Origin of the sequence: Nostoc punctiforme PCC 73102, assembly GCF_000020025.1 — a bacterium.
In the GTDB taxonomy this organism is placed as follows: Bacteria; Cyanobacteriota; Cyanobacteriia; order Cyanobacteriales; family Nostocaceae; genus Nostoc; species Nostoc punctiforme.
Map to the genome: position 1 here is coordinate 5,467,347 of NC_010628.1, position 17,333 is coordinate 5,484,679.

Here is a 17,333-nt window from a genome sequence, read left to right on the forward strand (position 1 = left end):
TTAAGCTGTGTGCAGCAATGCTTTCGTCCAAGCAATTGCTCTGGCACTTTCTGGAGGCAGCGCTGTCGGCGGGTTTTCCGATTTGTGTACGCCCTAATGACGGTTTCCCGGAGGTTGGCTACTGCCCTGTTGCAGTTGGACTTAAGCGGTCTTTACCGCCCAGTATCCATTAACTGAGACTGACGTAATGCCATGAAACCAACATTGCTGCTCAGTTTTACTTCCTTAAATACCTTAAACTATTGTTTAAGATTTCGCCTGCTTTTTCAGAGGCATGGGAGCAAATTCACTCTGGAGCTTAGGATTGGCTTTGATTGTTCATCCATAAGCTCCAATGTTGACCTGAAAGCTTTCTTAGTTTACCAGTCTATGATCAATCTGAGTTATATTATCCAACTTGGATTAAATTATCAGCTTTTAATGCTAACACTACCTCAGAATGACAGTAAAAAGTTCATCTAATTTGCGTGTTTGGTCACAATCTAATAATATAAATTATTTATTTATGTTTGTCCAGTAATTTATAGAGTTATTTTTAGGGAGTAGGGAGTAGGGGAGGTAGGGGAAGAAGAAGTATTGAGCCATACCCCATGCCCAATTCCCAAAGAAAATGCTTTTAATCTATCAGTTCAGGGTAAATAATAGAGATATCTAAGTGGGATACGACGAAAATCTATGGCACTAATTACCACTGGCAACGGTTTAATCCGCGATCTGGAAAAATTTGGCGCTCTTGGCGTGTATGTACCTCTAGAAGGGGGTTATGAAGGTAGATATCAGCGCCGACTACGCGCTGCTGGCTATACCACCCTCCACATTACTGCCAAGGGACTGGGCGACGTAGCTGCCTATCTCACAAGAATTCATGGAGTCAGACCTCCTCATCTTGGAAAAAAAAGCACTGGTAGCGGTGCGGCAGTAGGTCAGGTGTACTATTTGCCACCAATTCTCGATTCCCATCTAGAACAGCTACCACCAAAGTCAAAGGGGCTGGTTTTGTGGATTATTGAAGGGCATATTCTTTCTAATGAGGAACTTGAGTATTTAACGAATTTGCCTCAGTTAGAACCACGAGTGAAAGTAGTAATTGAGAGAGGTGGCGATCGCGCCTTCCGTTGGACTTCTCTAGAAAAAACTCTGTTAGCTAGTTAGTCCTTTGTCATTAGTCATTAGTCATTGAGTTATAAGCAAATGACTAATGACTTAATTCAATCAGCATTTCAATAATGCTGAGTCGAAAACCACAAGATGCAAATAATCGGCGGGAAGTCTGGTAAATAAATGCTGTATTTAGACGAATTTGCTTAACGCCCATCTGATGAAGGGTACGTCAGCTTTTGTCGCGGGGTGAATCAACAGAATTTCTGGAATTTGTTGCAGAAACGCTAGAAGTGGTCATCTGGAATGGTTATAAGATTTAGAGACTACGGCAAAAGGCTTTCTGATTTTGAGGAAGAAATTTTAGTTCGCTGCCCACAATGCGATGCCTACGGCGGGCTGCGCCTACGCAGTGCCAAAATATTGACTGTAAACTCTGAACAATCAAGTCCCAGTTCAATCAAAAGAATTACCTGTCAGCACTGTAGCTATACAAAACAACAGCCAAAGGATGGGCAGCGAAAAGCCGTATTGCTGTTGTGGCAAAACAATTACAAGGCTCAAAGAAATTCTAGCTATGGAATATTAGACCATTTTTTTGGCTTGCCTTTGTGGTTACAAACCTCCTGTTGTGGTCAGGTGCTATGGGCGTATAATGAAGCACATTTGAATTTCTTGGAAAGCTATGTTCAATCAAGGTTGCGAGAACGTTTGCCTGATGATACATTAGGCTGGCACAATAGCAGTCTTGCCAGTCGTCTACCCCGATGGATAAAGTTGACGCAGCATCGGGAAAAAGTTTTACAGAAAATTCAACAGTTAAAACAGAGGTTGTAATTAAGGTTTTAATCCTGTTGATGAGCGAATTTATACCACCCTATAGAGAAACAGCGATCGCAATCACTAGCAAAAATCAACAATATGTTATAATTAATAAAACTAAAATTAATTAAAATATAATCAGCATAAAGAGTCATAACTAATAACAATTTTTTAACGACCCAATATAGACAAAATACTTACCAATTATTCAAATAAAAACAAAAACGATAAAGTTGAAATTCTAGACAAATGATGTAAGTTTGAAAGAAGAAATTCAAGTATTTTCAAAAACATAAAACTAATATTAGTTTTTAGTAAGGGCTTTAGCCATATTTTCAGAGAGAGCCGCTTATTAACAGGCTTTATTTATTAATGTAGAGTAAGTTATCTAGATAAGTTGCTATTTTTATTGTTTAAAAAGTATATCGTACACAAAATTGCAGCCAATTACAGTCAAGACTAGGCATACTGAAAAGAGAGAGAAAACTTTAGACAACTCCCTGCAAAATCGACGTGAAGGTGATTAAGCAACAATGAGACGTAAACCCACTGGTAGATCGGCTACTACTTCTAAACCCTCTATTTTCCAATCCCCTATGTTTAACCTCTTCACCATTGCAATTATGGGAGGGGTGTTGATTCTGGGAATTGGGATTGGCATTGCTTTTAGTTCTACAACCACGTTAGCCCCATCAAATGTGGCTTCCCGTGAATTTATTGACACCAAAGCACCAAACCCTGAAATTTGTGTGCAGTACGGAGCTAGCGCGATGGTGATGGACGCTAGACTGTTCGTTACTCTCAACCCTTTTAATGTTTATGTTGCCCAGCCGAGTATGCGTCCTGGATGCGTGATCCGACAAAATAACTGGGCGCTTTTAGAGAACCGGAAGCTGGTGACATCCGATCAGGTAAGAGATTGCAAAAATCGTCTGAATACCTTCGGATTCACAGGTAACTTGGACAGTGGCCAACCTGATATTAGGTGTATATATCAGAATGAAGCTGCTCAAAACTTCTTTACGGCTCAACCAGGAGCAGTTGGAACACCTCAAGAAACAGACAGATTTTAGATTTGGGAATTGGGTATGGAGAAGAGACAAGGGAAACAAGGAAGAGGGGGAAGACAAGGGAGAGATTGATTCAATAATTCCCCCTTGTCCTCCTTGTCTCCCAAATCCCCAATACCAATTCCCAGCGATCGCATTTGCCTTCATCAGATCATTCATGTTCATCACGTATAATGGTCAAACCTAAAGCTTTGTAGGCACTCAACATATTATTAGATACTGTAGGTGCTGTTACTAGGTAAGTCAGGGCATGAATTGACTCCACTAGATAAGGAGCAGCCGTGTCTAATTTTTCTGCTGTCACTAGTCCTACTACCTCAGCCGATCCAGCAATCATGGCTCGTTTGACGTGGGCTTCGTCTAGGTTAGGTACACTAATCCCAACTTCTGGATGTAAACTGCAAACTCCCAACATGCACAAATCTGCACGAATCATCCGTAAAGTCTCAATCGTGACAGTACCCACGTTCATCAAGGCTTTTTTGTAAAGTTGTCCACCTAACATCACAACCTCTATATGGGGATGTTCTGCTAAAGCAACGGCGATTGGCGGACTATTTGTGATGACTGTTGCGTGCAAACCTAGGGGCAAATGACGGGTTACTTGGAGAGTTGTTGTACCTCCGTCTAAAATCACCACCTGTCCTGTACAAACTAATTTTGCTGCTGTCCGAGCGATCGCTTCCTTTTCTTTTGGCGCTTGCTTTTGGCGATCGGCATAACTGGCCGTGGCTGGAGATTTGAGGAGCGCTCCCCCATGAACGCGTTGCAATAGTCCAGTTTCTGCCAGTTCTCGCAAGTCCCGGCGAATCGTATCCTCAGAAACCTTCAGAACAGCACTAAGTTCTGTCGAAAGTACCTTTTTATCACGACGCAGAATTTCTAAGATGAATTGTCGTCGTTCAGCAGTTAGCATAATTAATTTTCCTAAAAATGCGTTTTTGACCTTGAAATTGCACGTTTGTGAGTTTATACTTATTGATATGCAAGTTTTTGTACGGTAATCCGTAACTTCAATTGAATTCAAGCGCATTCATGCACAATCGAATGTATTAATTTTGGCATTTGATGAAATCACTCGGAACCATTGTGGTTCCAAGTAGTTGCCTTGAGCTTGGATAATTGTTGCCCAATCAGGGTTTTAACAATTTTTTTGTAGTGCGATCGCGCCTTCTGCTTTTTCAAATTGTTTTTTATTCAATCAATAAACCATGACTATTATTAATACCCAATTTCCAATCGATCTTGGTGCTTACAAACCTTTAGCGCTCAATCCAGCCAATTCGAGCCTTACAGATGAACAGCGAGAGACTCTCAAAGCGAATATTCAACTCTGCCGGGATGCGATCGTCTTTTTTACAGCAACTGGCGCTGCTAGTGGAGTGGGTGGCCATACTGGTGGACCATACGATACAGTCCCAGAGGTGATAATCCTCGATGCCTTTTTCCGGGGAGCATCGGAGCAATTTGTACCGATTTTCTTTGATGAAGCAGGACATCGAGTCGCTACCCAATATCTAATGGCAACGTTGCATGGTGACTTACCTGCCGAGCAACTTTTACATTATCGGCAAGCACATTCCCATTTACCAGGACACCCCGAATTAGGGCTAACTCCTGGTGTGAAATTTAGTTCTGGCCGCCTGGGCCATGTTTGGCCTTACATCAATGGTGTGGCAATGGCGAATCCAGGCAAGGCTGTTTTCTGTCTCGGTTCTGATGGATCGCAGCAAGAAGGTAACGATGCTGAAGCTGCTCGCTTGGCTGTTGCTCAACATCTCAACGTCAAGCTGATAATTGATGACAATGATGTAACGATCGCTGGACATCCTTCTAAATATTTACCAGGTTTCAGTGTCGCCAAAACTTTAGAAGGGCACGGGTTAAAAGTACTTCAGGGAGACGGGGAAGACTTAGACGATTTATACCGTCGTATGAGCGAAGCTGTGAATACTCCCGGAGCGATCGCTATTATCAATAAACGCCCGATGTGCCCTGGTATTGAAGGTTTAGAAGGTTCCACTCATGGTCATGATGTAATTTCTGTAGATTTAGCAGTTAAGTATTTAGAATCTCGTGGACAAACTGCGGCTGTCGAATACCTTAAAAGTATTGAGAAACCCAAGCAAACATATACATTTCTGGGTTCCAGTGACAAATGGGGCGCTAACCGCAATGTGTTTGGTGAAGCTGTGGTGGGTGTCCTCAGTCGCATGAGTGAGTCGGAGCGTAAAGAAAAAGTCAAGGTCATTGATAGTGACTTAGAAGGCTCCTGCGGTTTGAAGAAAATTCACGATACATACCCGGAAATATTTATTCCTTCCGGCATCATGGAACGGAGCAACTTCTCTGCTGCGGCTGGATTTGGGATGGAAAAGGGCAAGCAAGGTATTTTTGCGACCTTCAGCGCCTTCTTAGAAATGTGTATCTCAGAAATCACAATGGCACGGCTGAACTATTCCAATGTCCTGTGCCACTTTTCCCATGCGGGTATCGATGATATGGCAGATAACACCTGCCACTTCGGTTTGAACAATATGTTTGCCGATAACGGCTTGGATGATGGCTACGAAACACAGCTGTACTTCCCAGCAGATGTTAATCAAATGACAGCTTGTGTAGAAGCCATATTCTTTGAGCCTGGACTGCGGTTTATTTTCTCTACCCGTTCCAAAGTCCCCAATATTCAGGACAGCGACGGCAATGACTTATTTGGAAGTGGCTACAAATTTGTTCCCGGTAAAGATGAGGTTGTACGAGAGGGAACGCAAGGTTATATTATTAGTTTTGGCGATGCTCTCTACCGTTCTCTGGATGCTGTAGAACGTCTGAAGCAAGAAGGGCTAGACGTTGGTTTGATTAATAAACCAACTTTAAACACCATTGATGAAGAAATGATTACCAAAATTGGTAACGCTCCTTTTGTCCTTATAGTAGAAGCCTTCAATCGGCGGACAGGCTTAGGCAGCCGTTTTGGTTCTTGGCTGCTAGAGCGCGGCTTGGCTCCCAAATATGCCCATCTCGGAACTCATAAAGAAGGTTGCGGTGGTTTGTGGGAACAGTACCCATATCAAGGTATCGATCCAGTGAGCATTATCAACAAGGTTAAGGAGTTAGTTGGAGGGCAGTAATAGCTAGAAGCACAACATTATTAGGGCATGGCGCATTGGTTCGATTTTCCATGCCCAATGCCCAATTTTTATTAGACTTGTCGGGAAATAAGAGAGAATAGACAGCAGTGGTAGGGAAGAATGATGCTGAATATTGAAGGTGCGCTGAAGCAAGACCGACTGTTGAGGGCATTAACTGGGTTGAACCGGAAAGCATTTGATGCCCTTTTGCCCACGTTTACCACGATGTACCTAGATACTCAACAGGCCAAGCCTCGTCAACGTGGCCTGGGTGGAGGACGCAAAGCCCGCTTACTTACAGCCCAAGACAAATTGTTTTTCATCCTTTTCTATTTCAAATGTTATCCGACCTTTGATGTGGCGGGACTGCTCTTTGATATGCATCGCTCCCAGGCACATGAGTGGATGCATCGATTGCAGCCAATATTAGAAGCGGCTTTGGGACAGAAGATGGCGCTGCCGGAACGCCATCTCGAAAGCATTGAAGCATTTTTGTCACGCTTTCCAGGAGTGCAACGAGTGATGATTGATGGGACAGAACGCCCAATTGCGCGACCTCAAGAAAGAGAACAACAACAACAGAATTACTCCGGTAAAAAGAAACGTCATACGCGTAAACACTTGGCGGCAGTTGATGAAACCAAACGGGTCTTGATCTTAAGCAAAGCACGAGAAGGCAAACTGCATGACAAACGTTTTCATGACGAAGATGACATTGCAGGTAGTGTGCCTGATGAAATTCCGATTGAAGTAGACTCGGGCTTTCAGGGATTACAGAAGCAGTATGACAATCTCCATCTTCCTCACAAAAAGCCCAAAGGGGGCAAGTTAAGTGACCTTCAAAAAACGGAGAATCGTCAATTGAGTCAATCCCGTGTAGTTTGCGAAAATGCCTTTGCTGGTGTGAAGCGCTACAACGCCGCCAGTGTCATTTATCGTAATCGGATTGAAAACTTTGATGACCATTTGATGCTGACCGCAGCAGGATTATGGAACTTCTACTTGATGGCTGCTTAAGAGAATCCCAATTACAAGACCAGCATTGCCTCACTTATCTTTTATTTCCCGACAACTCTATTTAGTTTTGGGTAAAGGTTGACCAAACTCAATTACCTGGGGATTGGAAGCATTGGGGATTGTTGGAACTGGAAATTCCGACGTACCAGAAGGAGGAATGCTATTTAAGTTACCGGGTTGATTTGGGAAAGAAGGAGGGGGAAGAATCAAAGCAGGTTGTTGAGAGGATGTATTCGGATTTAGGGGAGGTACGGTAACAAAAGGCTGCCCTGAGTTATTGGTAATTGTTGTGGGCAGGTCATTTGATATAGGCGGAACTGTGAGTAAGGGCGCTTGTAGATTAGTGGTAGTTACGGGTAGGTTACTAGGCGGCTGTGGCTTATACGGTGTTTGAGTTTGTTTCTTGGGTGAAGGTGCAGAGTTTCCTGGTTTCGCGGCAGTAGTTTTACCAGAACTAACGGGACGTAATACCCAGCGAGTGAAGTTTTTTCGGGAAACTGGTTGCAGTTGTACCTGTTTAGGATTAAAAGCAGTCCCTGGGGCTAAATCTAAGACAATGCGTGTGTCATTTGCATTCAGTTGAGAAACGCGAATGCTTTTGATTGCTCCAGAATAATTTTGTTGCGTGGTAACTTTGCCCAACTTGGTATTCGGTAAATCTACAACAAGCCGAGAGGGTTGGGCTAAGTAGAAATAACGGGGGGTTGTGCCTGCTGAAAGGTTAATTTCGAGTCGCTGTGTTTTTGGGGAAAAACGCCAATTATCTAGCTTTGCTACTGGTGTAGCAGCAGTAGTACAAGTTTCAAGGGCGATCGCTGCACAAAAGCCTAATAGACTGATGTTAAATAGCTGCTTGCGCCATTGGCAAAATTGCCTAGTCTTTAATCCCTGATCCATTCTTTTTATCTGCTCCATAAAACCCATACAATGCGTTCACATTGCTGTTTACTTGGTGCTTTAAATCCCTAGACGCGATTAATCGCGTCTCTACCCACCCCCAAATTCAATTAGCTTTTTCGGGCACAGCAGTAAATTTTAGGGTTTGTGGAATGCCATTTACGCTTAATTGACCTGTCATATTACCTTTATCCACAAGTTGCATTTGAATTGTGACTAAATTCAGAGGATCGTTTTGAGGGTGAGGAATATTACAAAGGATTGATCTACCAACTTTTCCAGATAAATTTAACTGTTGATTTCTGAAAATGCCTGCCAGAGAGTGCTTTTCGTCAGTATCGGCGTTAGTGTTTGCCGGTAGTACAGAGGCATTTAAGTAAATACCCGACTGCTGAATGTTTAACGTTAGAGTATCCGATTTTTCACAGTTCGGCAAATTCTCTGACAGGGTTAGACGATACCTACCGTTTACTGGCGGAGGAGCCTTAAGATTGTTTTCCCCGTAAACGCTTACAGTTTTAAACAATAGTAGTACTGAAAGTATTGTTACTCCGTAAAAAGCCAAAGATTTGAACTTGAAATGATTCATAATTTCAATTCCTGAATGTTGGCTCTTGACTACTAACTTCAGGCAGCATAGAGGCAAGGTGAGCGGTAACTTGACTGTAGCGGCGGGTAATCAACAGGGAAGAACGACATTGGATAGCTAATTGATCTGTATATCTTCCCAAGGTTTGGCGTTCGATACCCCAAGTGCGGCTGGTGCCAGCAATAGTTAAGTCAACACCTTCTGAGGCTTGAATTACAGCTTGGATTGGTTCTGGGGCTTCGACAATTTTAATTTGAATGCGATCGCGTACACTGGCGGGCAACTGCTCCATCATCGTGTGCAGTTCATAACTCAATTCTTCTCTAGTGTGATTTGCTGCTATATGTAATATTTGCAACATACAAGTCTCACGATTGATTAGCAGTCTTAAAGCTAGTATTAGTGCTAAATCATCATGGATATTTGCAGAATACGGTACAAGTAAACTCTCTAATAGCTCTTTGCCTTTGTCTACAAATACTGCTACATCTACTGGGGCAGTGGTAAGTATTTGTCCGACTCGTCCACCTAAACGATTACTACTAAAAGCTGGTCGATGCCAGCCTACGAGAATTAAATCAACTTGTTCTAATGTGGCAATCTGTGCTGTTTCGCGGGCAACGTTGCTGGAGATGCGAACGATAGGATGCACACAAGAACGAGTTTCTGACGGTTCGAGAGTATTAATTAATTCTTCTAGTTGCTGGCGGCGCTGGGCAATTAATCTGTCTGCTTCAACTGGTGTACTTTCAAAGGCATAGTCTTCTTGAAATTCAATCAGGCTAAGGGGGTTAACAACGGCAGGATATCGGTAACTGAGAGCAACACCGACGGCGGGCTGTGCCAAGGCTACTGCCAACTGTACTAAACCTTTTTGGGTACTTGGATTAGCCACTGGCACCAAAATTCGGAAAGGATGAGGGTAAGTTTCATCTCCAGCAGAGGTATCTATACCTGTTTCTGCTTCCAACTCCGGTTCTACAACATCTAACCTGATCAGCTTCTTCGGATATGTCCATTCCAGCAGTGGCGAGGTCATGAATGTAGTTACCAATGCCATAATTACCAGCATGGTAAATATCAAGGGGGAAATTACCCCTAACTCTAGACCAATATTTAGCACTATCAGTTCGGTTAAGCCGCGAGTATTCATTAACCAACCGAGCGCCGAGGCTTCCCGTTTACTAATGCCACTGACACGGGCTGCGACATAAGTGCCAACATATTTGCCTGCGATCGCTACTCCTAAAACCAACGCACACAAAAGCCACAATTCTGGACGGTTAAGCAAACCAATCTGTGTCTTTAAGCCACTGTAGGCAAAAAATATGGGCAGCAAGAATATCAAAACAAAATCTTCGGTTTTTACTGCCAATTCCCTCACTAAATCTTCATTTTTGGGCATTGCTGCTCCCAGTAAAAATGCCCCAAAAATTAAGTGAATACCAATTAGTTCGGTAATTAATGCCGACGCAACCACAGCCATATAAATCCCAGCTAGCAGCAATTGGCTGAGTCGTCCCGCACGAAGGTAGTGTTTGGCAAGGCGTTGCAGGAACCAACGTCCCGCCGTCAACATCAAGCCGATGTAAACTATGCTGGCGATAATTGTGGGTATCGCACCAGCAAAGTCACCAGTTCGAGCAACTGCGATCGCTACTGCCAAGAGACACCAAGCTGTTACATCGTCTACGGCTGCACAAGTTAGCGCCAAGGTTCCTAAACGCGTTCCTTGTAAATTGTTTTCAGTAATGATTCGCGCCAACACTGGAAAGGCCGTAATCGACATTGCCGCCCCCAAAAATAAGGCAAAGGCAGTGAAGGATACACTTGCATTAGAAACTAGGGGATAAAGGATCGCAGCTAGCAATGTTCCCAAGGAAAACGGCACTAAAATACTGACATGAGAAGTTAAAACAGCTACTTCTAATTGCCCACTGAGATATTTTGGATTTAGTTCTAGCCCAATCAGAAACATGAAAAATATTAGTCCCACCTGAGACAAAACATTTAAAAAAGGAATAGTTTCTGGTGGAAACAAGGTAACTGCTAAATGGGGGGCAACTAAACCAAATAAAGATGGGCCGAGCATAATCCCGGCAACAATCTCACCAATTACCAAAGGTTGCTTAATGGAACGGAATGCTAGCCCCATTAACCGTGAAAGCCCAATAATAATCAGTACTTCAACCAGAACGAGAATAACTATGTGCATGGTTTCCTCACAATTAACTATCTGGTTTCTCTAAGATGAATCTTTAAAGGGTCTGAAAATGCAAGTTCATTAGATACAACTAAGATTAATTTGCCCTTAGTTGTAATGTCAATTGCTGAGAGGATGCACTTGAAAAGTTGAAAAATGAATTTTGATGATTTTAGGAGATAAATTTAGAATAACTGCCGAATTGCCGATACAAAAAAATAGATAATTGGGATTGGTTTCGTACTATTCGTTAAAAGCGGGCACAAACAAATTAGCCATTATAGCTTAGAGTCTATGCGGATAATTTTACTCAACTCCTATGTAATTAATATCAGTTAATTGGTACTTAATTTTATATTTATCTTTGCTTAAGCAGAAGACTTATCATAGCTTGTACCATGCAATAAAAAGGCAATCAGTGGTGATGCCATGAGTGTAGTAATGACTGCCATAATAACCATTATAGTGAATAAAGTCGGGGTAATTATACCTTGCTCAAGACCAATATTGAGGATGATTAACTCCATCAAACCACGAGCATTCATAAGAGCGCCAATAGTTGCAGATTCACGCCAATTTTCTCCGGCTAACCTTGCAGCCAACATACAAGCGACACCTTTACCAAGAATTGCGATCGCAATAATTAACAGCGTAATTCCCCACAAAGTAGGCGTGTTTACCAATCCAATTTGAGTGTTCAGTCCAGAGAAGACAAAAAATATCGGTAGCAAAAAAGAAGTAGTTAAAAACTCACTATATTGGCGAATTTGTTGGGCAAATTCTCCGCGTGGTGTTACTGCTCCCAGCACGAAAGCACCGAATATTGCATAGATGCCTGTAATATCGGTAAACCATGCACAAAACATCAAAATTATCAACATCAAAGTCAGGGTTTGTCTGTTCACACCTGCATCGCGTTTTGTCATTCGTGTGAACGCTCTCAGTAGAGGTTGACCGAGAAAAATTGCAAATAGCACATAGCAAATGCCACCACCAATTGCTAATATGGCAATGCTCAGAGAATTTTTCACGCTAGCAAGGACGATCGCTAGCAAACACCAAGCAACTCCATCATCTACCGATGCTGCACCTAAAGCCAAAGTACCGAAGCGGGTTTGTGCAAGACCGCGTTCGTAAAGGATGCGAGCTAACATGGGAAAAGCCGTAATTGTCATCGACGCACCCAGATACAAAGCGGCTGACCAAGGTGTTACCTTTGGTTGAAAGAAATCGCCATTGTGATAAAACCAAAAAGATGCGATCGCTCCTAAAATAAAAGGAGTAATAATTCCAGCAGCAGATAGCAGACTTGCACTTTTGATATGATGTTTTAAAAGTTTAGTGTTGAACTCTAAACCAATCAAAAACATATAAATTACTAACCCAATCTGGCTGATAGCATATAGAATCGACATCGATGGATTGGGTATCTTGAGCCCTACAGCCGTAATGATGGGAAGCTTAGGAAAAAGCCATTGCTGAAAATCTGGTGCAATCAATCCCAAAAGTGATGGCCCTAGCATTACACCTGCAATCATTTCGCAAACAACATCGGTTTGACCAAGATAGCGCCGTCCTAAAATCGTGATGATGCGACAAGTGGCTAAAATAACTGTGAGTTGCAAAAATAGCTGAATAACCAGATCAAAATTTGACATTGCACTTCCTTAATATGCGTCTCTGCATTGAAAAATCTTTTCAGATTCCAAAGCTTGTCCTGTTTTTCTCATAGATGACTACATCAGCACAAGTGCTAATTTTAGAAATATTAAGATAGCTGCTTTTAATTTGATAGCAACTGCCCTATTGTTCGTAAAAACGGATACAACTTTGTATCAATACAACATATTGCATCCAAACTGAAACCGCCACATACAGCAGATTGCAACTTTATAAGGTACAGATGATTTTAAGGGCACAGTACTGCTGTGCCCCTATTTGTGTACTTCATTTACCTGAAAAACGCTGTATTAGTTAATTTTTACAAACCGATGTATTTGCATAACAATAACATTTACGCAATAACTCTCTGAAACTCTTATTACTTCTCTACAAGACCCTATGCAATTTACAACCACTCACCACCCCGAAAACGCCAACGAAGGAAAATAATTCGCATTAGGCTTTGTGAACTAATAAAAACTGCTAGCCACACGATGCTATAGTGCAGTAGAAAAACTGTTAACGGTAATTCTTCTTTCGGTAAAGGTATTGGTAAAAAGCCAAATAGTTTTACTCCACAGAACACAAATACTAATTCCCATATACCAGCTAAAAGTTGATAAACTGCGGGCCAATCCCTGTCCCATCGGGATTTCTGGAGATAGTTATAAAGCACATCCCAGCCTAAGCCAAATATAGCTACATAAAGAAGTATCCAAAAATAAACCGAGTTAGCACCAGGGCCAATCCAACCCATTGCAAAAGGCAAGGATACAAGTACGCCGACAGTTACAAATAATAATAATCGAGTTTGCCAACGACCAAATAAAGTTGGTGTCATAAGAGTTAGGAGAGACGCGATTAATCGCGTCTGTTTTTATAGATTAATTGTGAAAGGATGTTACATCTACTTTCATTGAAAATTTATTAAGATTGTGGTGCTTTTTGCGAAGATGGCAAATATGACGATATTGGCTAGTTTCAAAGCACCAACATATCTATAACTAATTAGGATTGTTTAAGATGATAATTAAATTGAGAATGGTAAGCTGCATTGGCAAAACCTACTGAATGTATCGCATCCCAATTTATCACATCTTCTAACAAAGCTTGATAACCGAGTGTATTGGGATGAAGACCATCTTCACTTAAACGTTTGAGCCGCCAATTTTCACCGCGTTCCATCCATTTCTCAAAAATATCTAAATAGGGAATCTGCCGTTTGGTGCAAGCAAGTCTAGTTGCTTCTTTGTAGCGGTACTGATCGACATGATTATAGTAAAAACAATCTAAAAATGGCATCTTGGCTTCATCTACTGGCACCATGCCCACAAATAACACAGGACAGAGTTGCTGTGCTAAATCTAAAAGAGTTGCAATTTCTTTTTCAAACAATGTAAAATCTGTGTAACTGCGACCATCGGGACGCGCTAACCGCGCTGAGTCATTCACACCTACGGATAAAATAATCAAGTCGGGGACACGATTTCGCAGTTCACCTCGGTGGCGAAATTCTACTTCTAACCTTTGCGCTACTTGTTGCGTGCGATCGCCTCTTACCCCTAAATTATAAAGAACATGACCGGCACTATCCGGCAACATCCACCATCGCCGTAGTTGCTCGATCCAGCCTCCTTTTTCCGGGTCGCCGAATCCATAAATTAAGCTGTCCCCCAGTGCGACAATCTTCATTGACTGAAAGTGATTTGGTGGTACAGACAGCTGCATTGAGGAAGAAGCTAGAAATGTGTGCATTTAACAACTATATTTTATATCTTTACAAGATTCTATACATTTCTATACCATAGATGGCTATCTTTAGTGTGCAAGCATCTATTTGTTGATATGGTTGCAAGGTTAATATTGCCGTAGTTGAGGGTCTGAAAGCCAAGTGTCGAGTTTAGAACTTGAAATAGCCGAGGTATTGCACAAATCATGGATACTGATGAATATGAATTTGAGAGAGTGTTAGAAAATTGCTTAGAGTTCTTACAGCAAAAACGAATCGCCTCAGAAACCCATGACAGTCTCTATCATTCCAACTTTCGAGACTGGCTAGGATAGACGGCAAATAAAACTCGACAAAAAATTTCCCTAACCCTCTCAATTAACTAAGAAGATTAGGGACTTAAGAATGGAGCTAAGCGGATTCGAACCGCTGACCCCCTCAATGCCATTGAGGTGCGCTACCAACTGCGCTATAACCCCTTAAAAACCCATTATACATAATTACTTAATTTTAGTACCTTGTCAAGCTTTTTATGGAAACTAAATTTTAAATATCTCTTCTACCACCAGACACTCACAACGACACTTGCAACAAGTAGGTCATACAGTGCCCCATCAAAAAGTAAACTACTAACATGGCAGCAGCAGCCAGAGCAACCAATGTACCAGCCAACATGAGAGAAAATTCTTTACTCTCGTAGGCTTTTTCCATTAAGTGCAGCGACCACGCCACCAGAGCTACATCAAAAAGTAAAATAGGAAGCAACATATTTTTTAATATTTGTTAATACTTGTAAAATAATATTAACACCCTTTTTAAGAAGTGTGTCTAACCTAAGATAGATGTAATTAAGGGGTGATCTGTGAGTCAAGATAATGTTCTTACTGGCACATTGCGATCGCGTAAATAATTTTTGATTTCTGCTACGCTTAATTGTCCGTAATGTAATAGCGATGCCAGTAGTGCTGCTTCCGCTTTGCCTTCAGTTAGAGCTGTATAAATATGTTCACAATTACCTGCACCACCAGAAGCAATGACTGGAATTTCTACAGCGTTTGCAATAGCCCGTGTAATCTCGATGTCATATCCAGCTTGGGTTCCATCAGCATCCATACTTGTTATTAGAAGTTCTCCAGCACCGCGTTTCTCAACTTCCTGCGCCCACAATAGGGCATCTAAGCCTGTATTTTCCCTGCCACCCCGCACATACACATCCCAACCTGGATTTTCCGGGTTATTTCTGCGTCTGGCATCAATAGCAACAACTATGCACTGATTACCAAAGCGATCGCTTGCCCGATTAATCAAGTCTGGATCGCGTACCGCCGCAGAATTAATACTAACCTTATCTGCGCCAGCTCGTAACAAAGCTTTAACATTTTCTAAGGATTGAATGCCACCACCCACAGTCAATGGAATAAAGACCTGTTCGGCAGTCCGGTAGACCACATCTAAAATTGTAGCTCGGTCTTCATGAGTAGCTGTAATATCCAGAAATACTAACTCATCAGCACCGGCTTCGTTGTAAACCTTGGCCAACTCTACTGGATCGCCTGCATCTTGGAGATTTACAAAGTTAACTCCTTTTACAACCCGTCCCGCCTTCACATCTAAGCACGGTAAGATTCTTTTAGATAACATAATAACTTTTGTACTTCTGGGTAATTGACCGGAATTTAAATTTTAAATTGGCGCGGGTATTTCCAAACGAAAATTTTCACGGGAATTCGGTATGGGGCATTGGGAATTGAAAAGAGGCAGAGGGGCGGGGTGCAGAGGGGAAAACTATTTTCCCTTGCCCCCTAATCCCCTGCTCCCCTACTCCCCTGCCTGTCCCACTCCCCACTTTCTAGTCCCCTTAAAAGTTGATAGCTGAATTATGGCGATAATCTCCTCGAAAAAACAGCCTCCAGAACCCAACGGAGAACCAAAGCAGCGTCGGGAGTCGGCGAAAGCACCATCCACAGAAAATATTTTGAAGCCTGAAGCTGCTATTGATGAACAAGAACAACAAGAAGAAGGTATTCGACCGCACCGATTTGCCGATTACATTGGACAAAAAGATTTAAAGGATGTGCTAGATATTGCCATTAAAGCAGCCAAATCTCGTGGTGAGGTGCTGGATCACTTACTGCTGTATGGGCCGCCGGGATTGGGCAAAACCACAATGGCAATGATTTTAGCATCGGAAATGGGGGTAAATTACAAAATTACGAGTGCGCCAGCCCTAGAACGTCCACGAGATATTGTTGGGCTACTGGTGAACATGAAGCCAGGGGATATTTTATTTGTGGATGAAATTCATCGCCTCTCGCGGATGACGGAAGAAATTCTCTATCCGGCAATGGAAGATTATCGCTTAGATATTACTATTGGTAAGGGTTCCAGCGCTCGCATTAGAAGTTTGCCACTGTCAAAGTTTACCTTAGTGGGTGCTACAACCCGTGTCGGTGCTTTAACTTCACCACTGCGCGATCGCTTTGGTTTAATTCAAAAACTTCGATTTTACGAAGTTGACGAACTGACTCAAATTGTACTGCGAACCGCTCAATTACTCAAAACCCCTGTTACACAAGATGGTGCTACAGAAATTGCCCGTCGTTCACGCGGAACGCCACGTATTGCCAATAGGCTACTAAAGCGTGTACGTGATTATGCGGAAGTAAAAGTATCTGGGGTGATTAATGAAAGCATTGCATCTGAAGCATTGCAACTATTCCAAGTAGATCCTTGCGGTTTAGATTGGACAGACCGCCAGATGCTGAGTGTGATAATTGAACAATTTAACGGCGGTCCAGTGGGGTTAGAAACAATGGCAGCAGCGACGGGTGAAGATACTCAAACAATTGAAGAGGTGTACGAACCTTACCTCATGCAGATTGGGTATTTAACTCGAACTCATCGCGGCAGGATGGCGACTAAGGCAGCATATAAGCATTTGGGATTCACGCCGCCTAATGAACAGTTGTCATTATTGTAATTATGGGCATTGGGCATGGGGCATTGATACTCGTAAATGAGTCTTTGAACTCCTTTAATGAGTCTTTGAACTCCATTCCTCTGCTCCATGTTCAATGACAAATGACAAATGACAAATAACAAATGACAAATTAGG

General features: G+C 42.3%; 16 protein-coding genes and 1 tRNA gene. 7 read left to right on the plus strand and 10 right to left on the minus strand.

All coding sequences use genetic code 11. From position 1 onward, the window contains the following. Nucleotides 1–675 precede the first annotated feature (675 nt). The 3 genes from ndhN to NPUN_RS22175 all read left to right on the plus strand — a co-directional run bounded on the left by ndhN (nt 676) and on the right by NPUN_RS22175 (nt 2,993). Nucleotides 676–1,152: an NAD(P)H-quinone oxidoreductase subunit N gene (gene ndhN, locus NPUN_RS22165; protein WP_012410726.1), complete on the plus strand. Its 477-nt coding sequence runs from the start codon at nt 676–678 to the stop codon at nt 1,150–1,152. Nucleotides 1,153–1,404: 252 nt separating this feature from the next. Continuing rightward, nucleotides 1,405–1,935 (plus strand): hypothetical protein, encoded by a 531-nt coding sequence (locus NPUN_RS37845; RefSeq protein WP_012410727.1) that lies wholly within the window; start codon nt 1,405–1,407, stop codon nt 1,933–1,935. 518 nt (nt 1,936–2,453) lie between these two features. Further along, the gene (locus NPUN_RS22175) at nt 2,454–2,993 is read left to right on the plus strand and encodes a DUF3172 domain-containing protein (RefSeq protein WP_012410728.1); all 540 of its coding nucleotides are present in this window, start codon (nt 2,454–2,456) and stop codon (nt 2,991–2,993) included. Between the two features lie 148 nt (nt 2,994–3,141). On the opposite strand, the gene NPUN_RS22180 is transcribed toward NPUN_RS22175, so the two are convergent. Beyond that, nucleotides 3,142–3,906: a DeoR/GlpR family DNA-binding transcription regulator gene (locus tag NPUN_RS22180; RefSeq protein ID WP_012410729.1), complete on the minus strand. Its 765-nt coding sequence runs from the start codon at nt 3,904–3,906 to the stop codon at nt 3,142–3,144. Nucleotides 3,907–4,201: 295 nt separating this feature from the next. Between NPUN_RS22180 and NPUN_RS22185 the strand changes: the two genes are divergently transcribed. Beyond that, entirely contained in the window at nt 4,202–6,121 is a 1,920-nt protein-coding gene (locus tag NPUN_RS22185; RefSeq protein ID WP_012410730.1) for a transketolase C-terminal domain-containing protein, read from the plus strand. Between the two features lie 120 nt (nt 6,122–6,241). Beyond that, nucleotides 6,242–7,138 carry a transposase gene (locus tag NPUN_RS22190; protein WP_234710955.1) on the plus strand — a complete coding sequence of 299 codons (897 nt, stop codon included), beginning with the start codon at nt 6,242–6,244 and terminating at the stop codon, nt 7,136–7,138. A gap of 57 nt (nt 7,139–7,195) precedes the next feature. Here NPUN_RS22190 and NPUN_RS22195 read toward each other — a convergent pair whose 3' ends face one another. From NPUN_RS22195 to NPUN_RS22220, 6 genes are all read right to left on the minus strand, one after another. Continuing rightward, complete coding sequence (locus tag NPUN_RS22195; RefSeq protein ID WP_041565556.1) at nt 7,196–8,035, minus strand: AMIN domain-containing protein; 840 nt, start codon at nt 8,033–8,035, stop codon at nt 7,196–7,198. A gap of 106 nt (nt 8,036–8,141) precedes the next feature. Then, nucleotides 8,142–8,624, minus strand: a complete 483-nt coding sequence (locus tag NPUN_RS22200; RefSeq protein WP_041565557.1) for a hypothetical protein — start codon at nt 8,622–8,624, stop codon at nt 8,142–8,144. Between the two features lie 4 nt (nt 8,625–8,628). After that, nucleotides 8,629–10,839 carry a cation:proton antiporter gene (locus tag NPUN_RS22205; RefSeq protein ID WP_012410731.1) on the minus strand — a complete coding sequence of 737 codons (2,211 nt, stop codon included), beginning with the start codon at nt 10,837–10,839 and terminating at the stop codon, nt 8,629–8,631. A gap of 356 nt (nt 10,840–11,195) precedes the next feature. After that, complete coding sequence (locus NPUN_RS22210) at nt 11,196–12,485, minus strand: cation:proton antiporter (RefSeq protein WP_012410732.1); 1,290 nt, start codon at nt 12,483–12,485, stop codon at nt 11,196–11,198. A gap of 410 nt (nt 12,486–12,895) precedes the next feature. Then, nucleotides 12,896–13,330 (minus strand): hypothetical protein, encoded by a 435-nt coding sequence (locus NPUN_RS22215; RefSeq protein ID WP_012410733.1) that lies wholly within the window; start codon nt 13,328–13,330, stop codon nt 12,896–12,898. 167 nt (nt 13,331–13,497) lie between these two features. Next, on the minus strand, nt 13,498–14,244 hold the full coding sequence (locus NPUN_RS22220; RefSeq protein WP_012410734.1) for a GDSL-type esterase/lipase family protein: 747 nt from the start codon (nt 14,242–14,244) through the stop codon (nt 13,498–13,500). Nucleotides 14,245–14,424: 180 nt separating this feature from the next. Here NPUN_RS22220 and NPUN_RS44210 point away from each other — a divergent pair, with 180 nt between their 5' ends. Continuing rightward, the gene (locus NPUN_RS44210) at nt 14,425–14,553 is read left to right on the plus strand and encodes a hypothetical protein (RefSeq protein ID WP_012410735.1); all 129 of its coding nucleotides are present in this window, start codon (nt 14,425–14,427) and stop codon (nt 14,551–14,553) included. Nucleotides 14,554–14,624: 71 nt separating this feature from the next. On the opposite strand, the gene NPUN_RS22225 is transcribed toward NPUN_RS44210, so the two are convergent. The 3 genes from NPUN_RS22225 to hisF all read right to left on the minus strand — a co-directional run bounded on the left by NPUN_RS22225 (nt 14,625) and on the right by hisF (nt 15,859). Next, nucleotides 14,625–14,697 (minus strand) — tRNA-Ala (locus tag NPUN_RS22225). 94 nt (nt 14,698–14,791) lie between these two features. Beyond that, entirely contained in the window at nt 14,792–14,986 is a 195-nt protein-coding gene (locus tag NPUN_RS22230) for a hypothetical protein (RefSeq protein WP_012410736.1), read from the minus strand. A gap of 99 nt (nt 14,987–15,085) precedes the next feature. Then, on the minus strand, nt 15,086–15,859 hold the full coding sequence (hisF, locus tag NPUN_RS22235) for an imidazole glycerol phosphate synthase subunit HisF (RefSeq protein WP_012410737.1): 774 nt from the start codon (nt 15,857–15,859) through the stop codon (nt 15,086–15,088). Nucleotides 15,860–16,097: 238 nt separating this feature from the next. Here hisF and ruvB point away from each other — a divergent pair, with 238 nt between their 5' ends. Further along, entirely contained in the window at nt 16,098–17,198 is a 1,101-nt protein-coding gene (gene ruvB, locus NPUN_RS22240; RefSeq protein ID WP_012410738.1) for a Holliday junction branch migration DNA helicase RuvB, read from the plus strand. Nucleotides 17,199–17,333: the final 135 nt, after the last annotated feature.

What these genes read in the sequence shown, in the direction of transcription:
- ndhN (WP_012410726.1), top strand. Translation starts at nt 676, where the DNA reads ATGGCACTAATTACCACTGGCAACGGTTTAATCCGCGATCTGGAAAAA.
- NPUN_RS37845 (WP_012410727.1), top strand. Translation starts at nt 1,405, where the DNA reads ATGGTTATAAGATTTAGAGACTACGGCAAAAGGCTTTCTGATTTTGAG.
- NPUN_RS22175 (WP_012410728.1), top strand. Translation starts at nt 2,454, where the DNA reads ATGAGACGTAAACCCACTGGTAGATCGGCTACTACTTCTAAACCCTCT.
- NPUN_RS22180 (WP_012410729.1), bottom strand. Translation starts at nt 3,906, where the DNA reads ATGCTAACTGCTGAACGACGACAATTCATCTTAGAAATTCTGCGTCGT.
- NPUN_RS22185 (WP_012410730.1), top strand. Translation starts at nt 4,202, where the DNA reads ATGACTATTATTAATACCCAATTTCCAATCGATCTTGGTGCTTACAAA.
- NPUN_RS22190 (WP_234710955.1), top strand. Translation starts at nt 6,242, where the DNA reads ATGATGCTGAATATTGAAGGTGCGCTGAAGCAAGACCGACTGTTGAGG.
- NPUN_RS22195 (WP_041565556.1), bottom strand. Translation starts at nt 8,035, where the DNA reads ATGGATCAGGGATTAAAGACTAGGCAATTTTGCCAATGGCGCAAGCAG.
- NPUN_RS22200 (WP_041565557.1), bottom strand. Translation starts at nt 8,624, where the DNA reads ATGAATCATTTCAAGTTCAAATCTTTGGCTTTTTACGGAGTAACAATA.
- NPUN_RS22205 (WP_012410731.1), bottom strand. Translation starts at nt 10,839, where the DNA reads ATGCACATAGTTATTCTCGTTCTGGTTGAAGTACTGATTATTATTGGG.
- NPUN_RS22210 (WP_012410732.1), bottom strand. Translation starts at nt 12,485, where the DNA reads ATGTCAAATTTTGATCTGGTTATTCAGCTATTTTTGCAACTCACAGTT.
- NPUN_RS22215 (WP_012410733.1), bottom strand. Translation starts at nt 13,330, where the DNA reads ATGACACCAACTTTATTTGGTCGTTGGCAAACTCGATTATTATTATTT.
- NPUN_RS22220 (WP_012410734.1), bottom strand. Translation starts at nt 14,244, where the DNA reads ATGCACACATTTCTAGCTTCTTCCTCAATGCAGCTGTCTGTACCACCA.
- NPUN_RS44210 (WP_012410735.1), top strand. Translation starts at nt 14,425, where the DNA reads ATGGATACTGATGAATATGAATTTGAGAGAGTGTTAGAAAATTGCTTA.
- NPUN_RS22230 (WP_012410736.1), bottom strand. Translation starts at nt 14,986, where the DNA reads ATGTTGCTTCCTATTTTACTTTTTGATGTAGCTCTGGTGGCGTGGTCG.
- hisF (WP_012410737.1), bottom strand. Translation starts at nt 15,859, where the DNA reads ATGTTATCTAAAAGAATCTTACCGTGCTTAGATGTGAAGGCGGGACGG.
- ruvB (WP_012410738.1), top strand. Translation starts at nt 16,098, where the DNA reads ATGGCGATAATCTCCTCGAAAAAACAGCCTCCAGAACCCAACGGAGAA.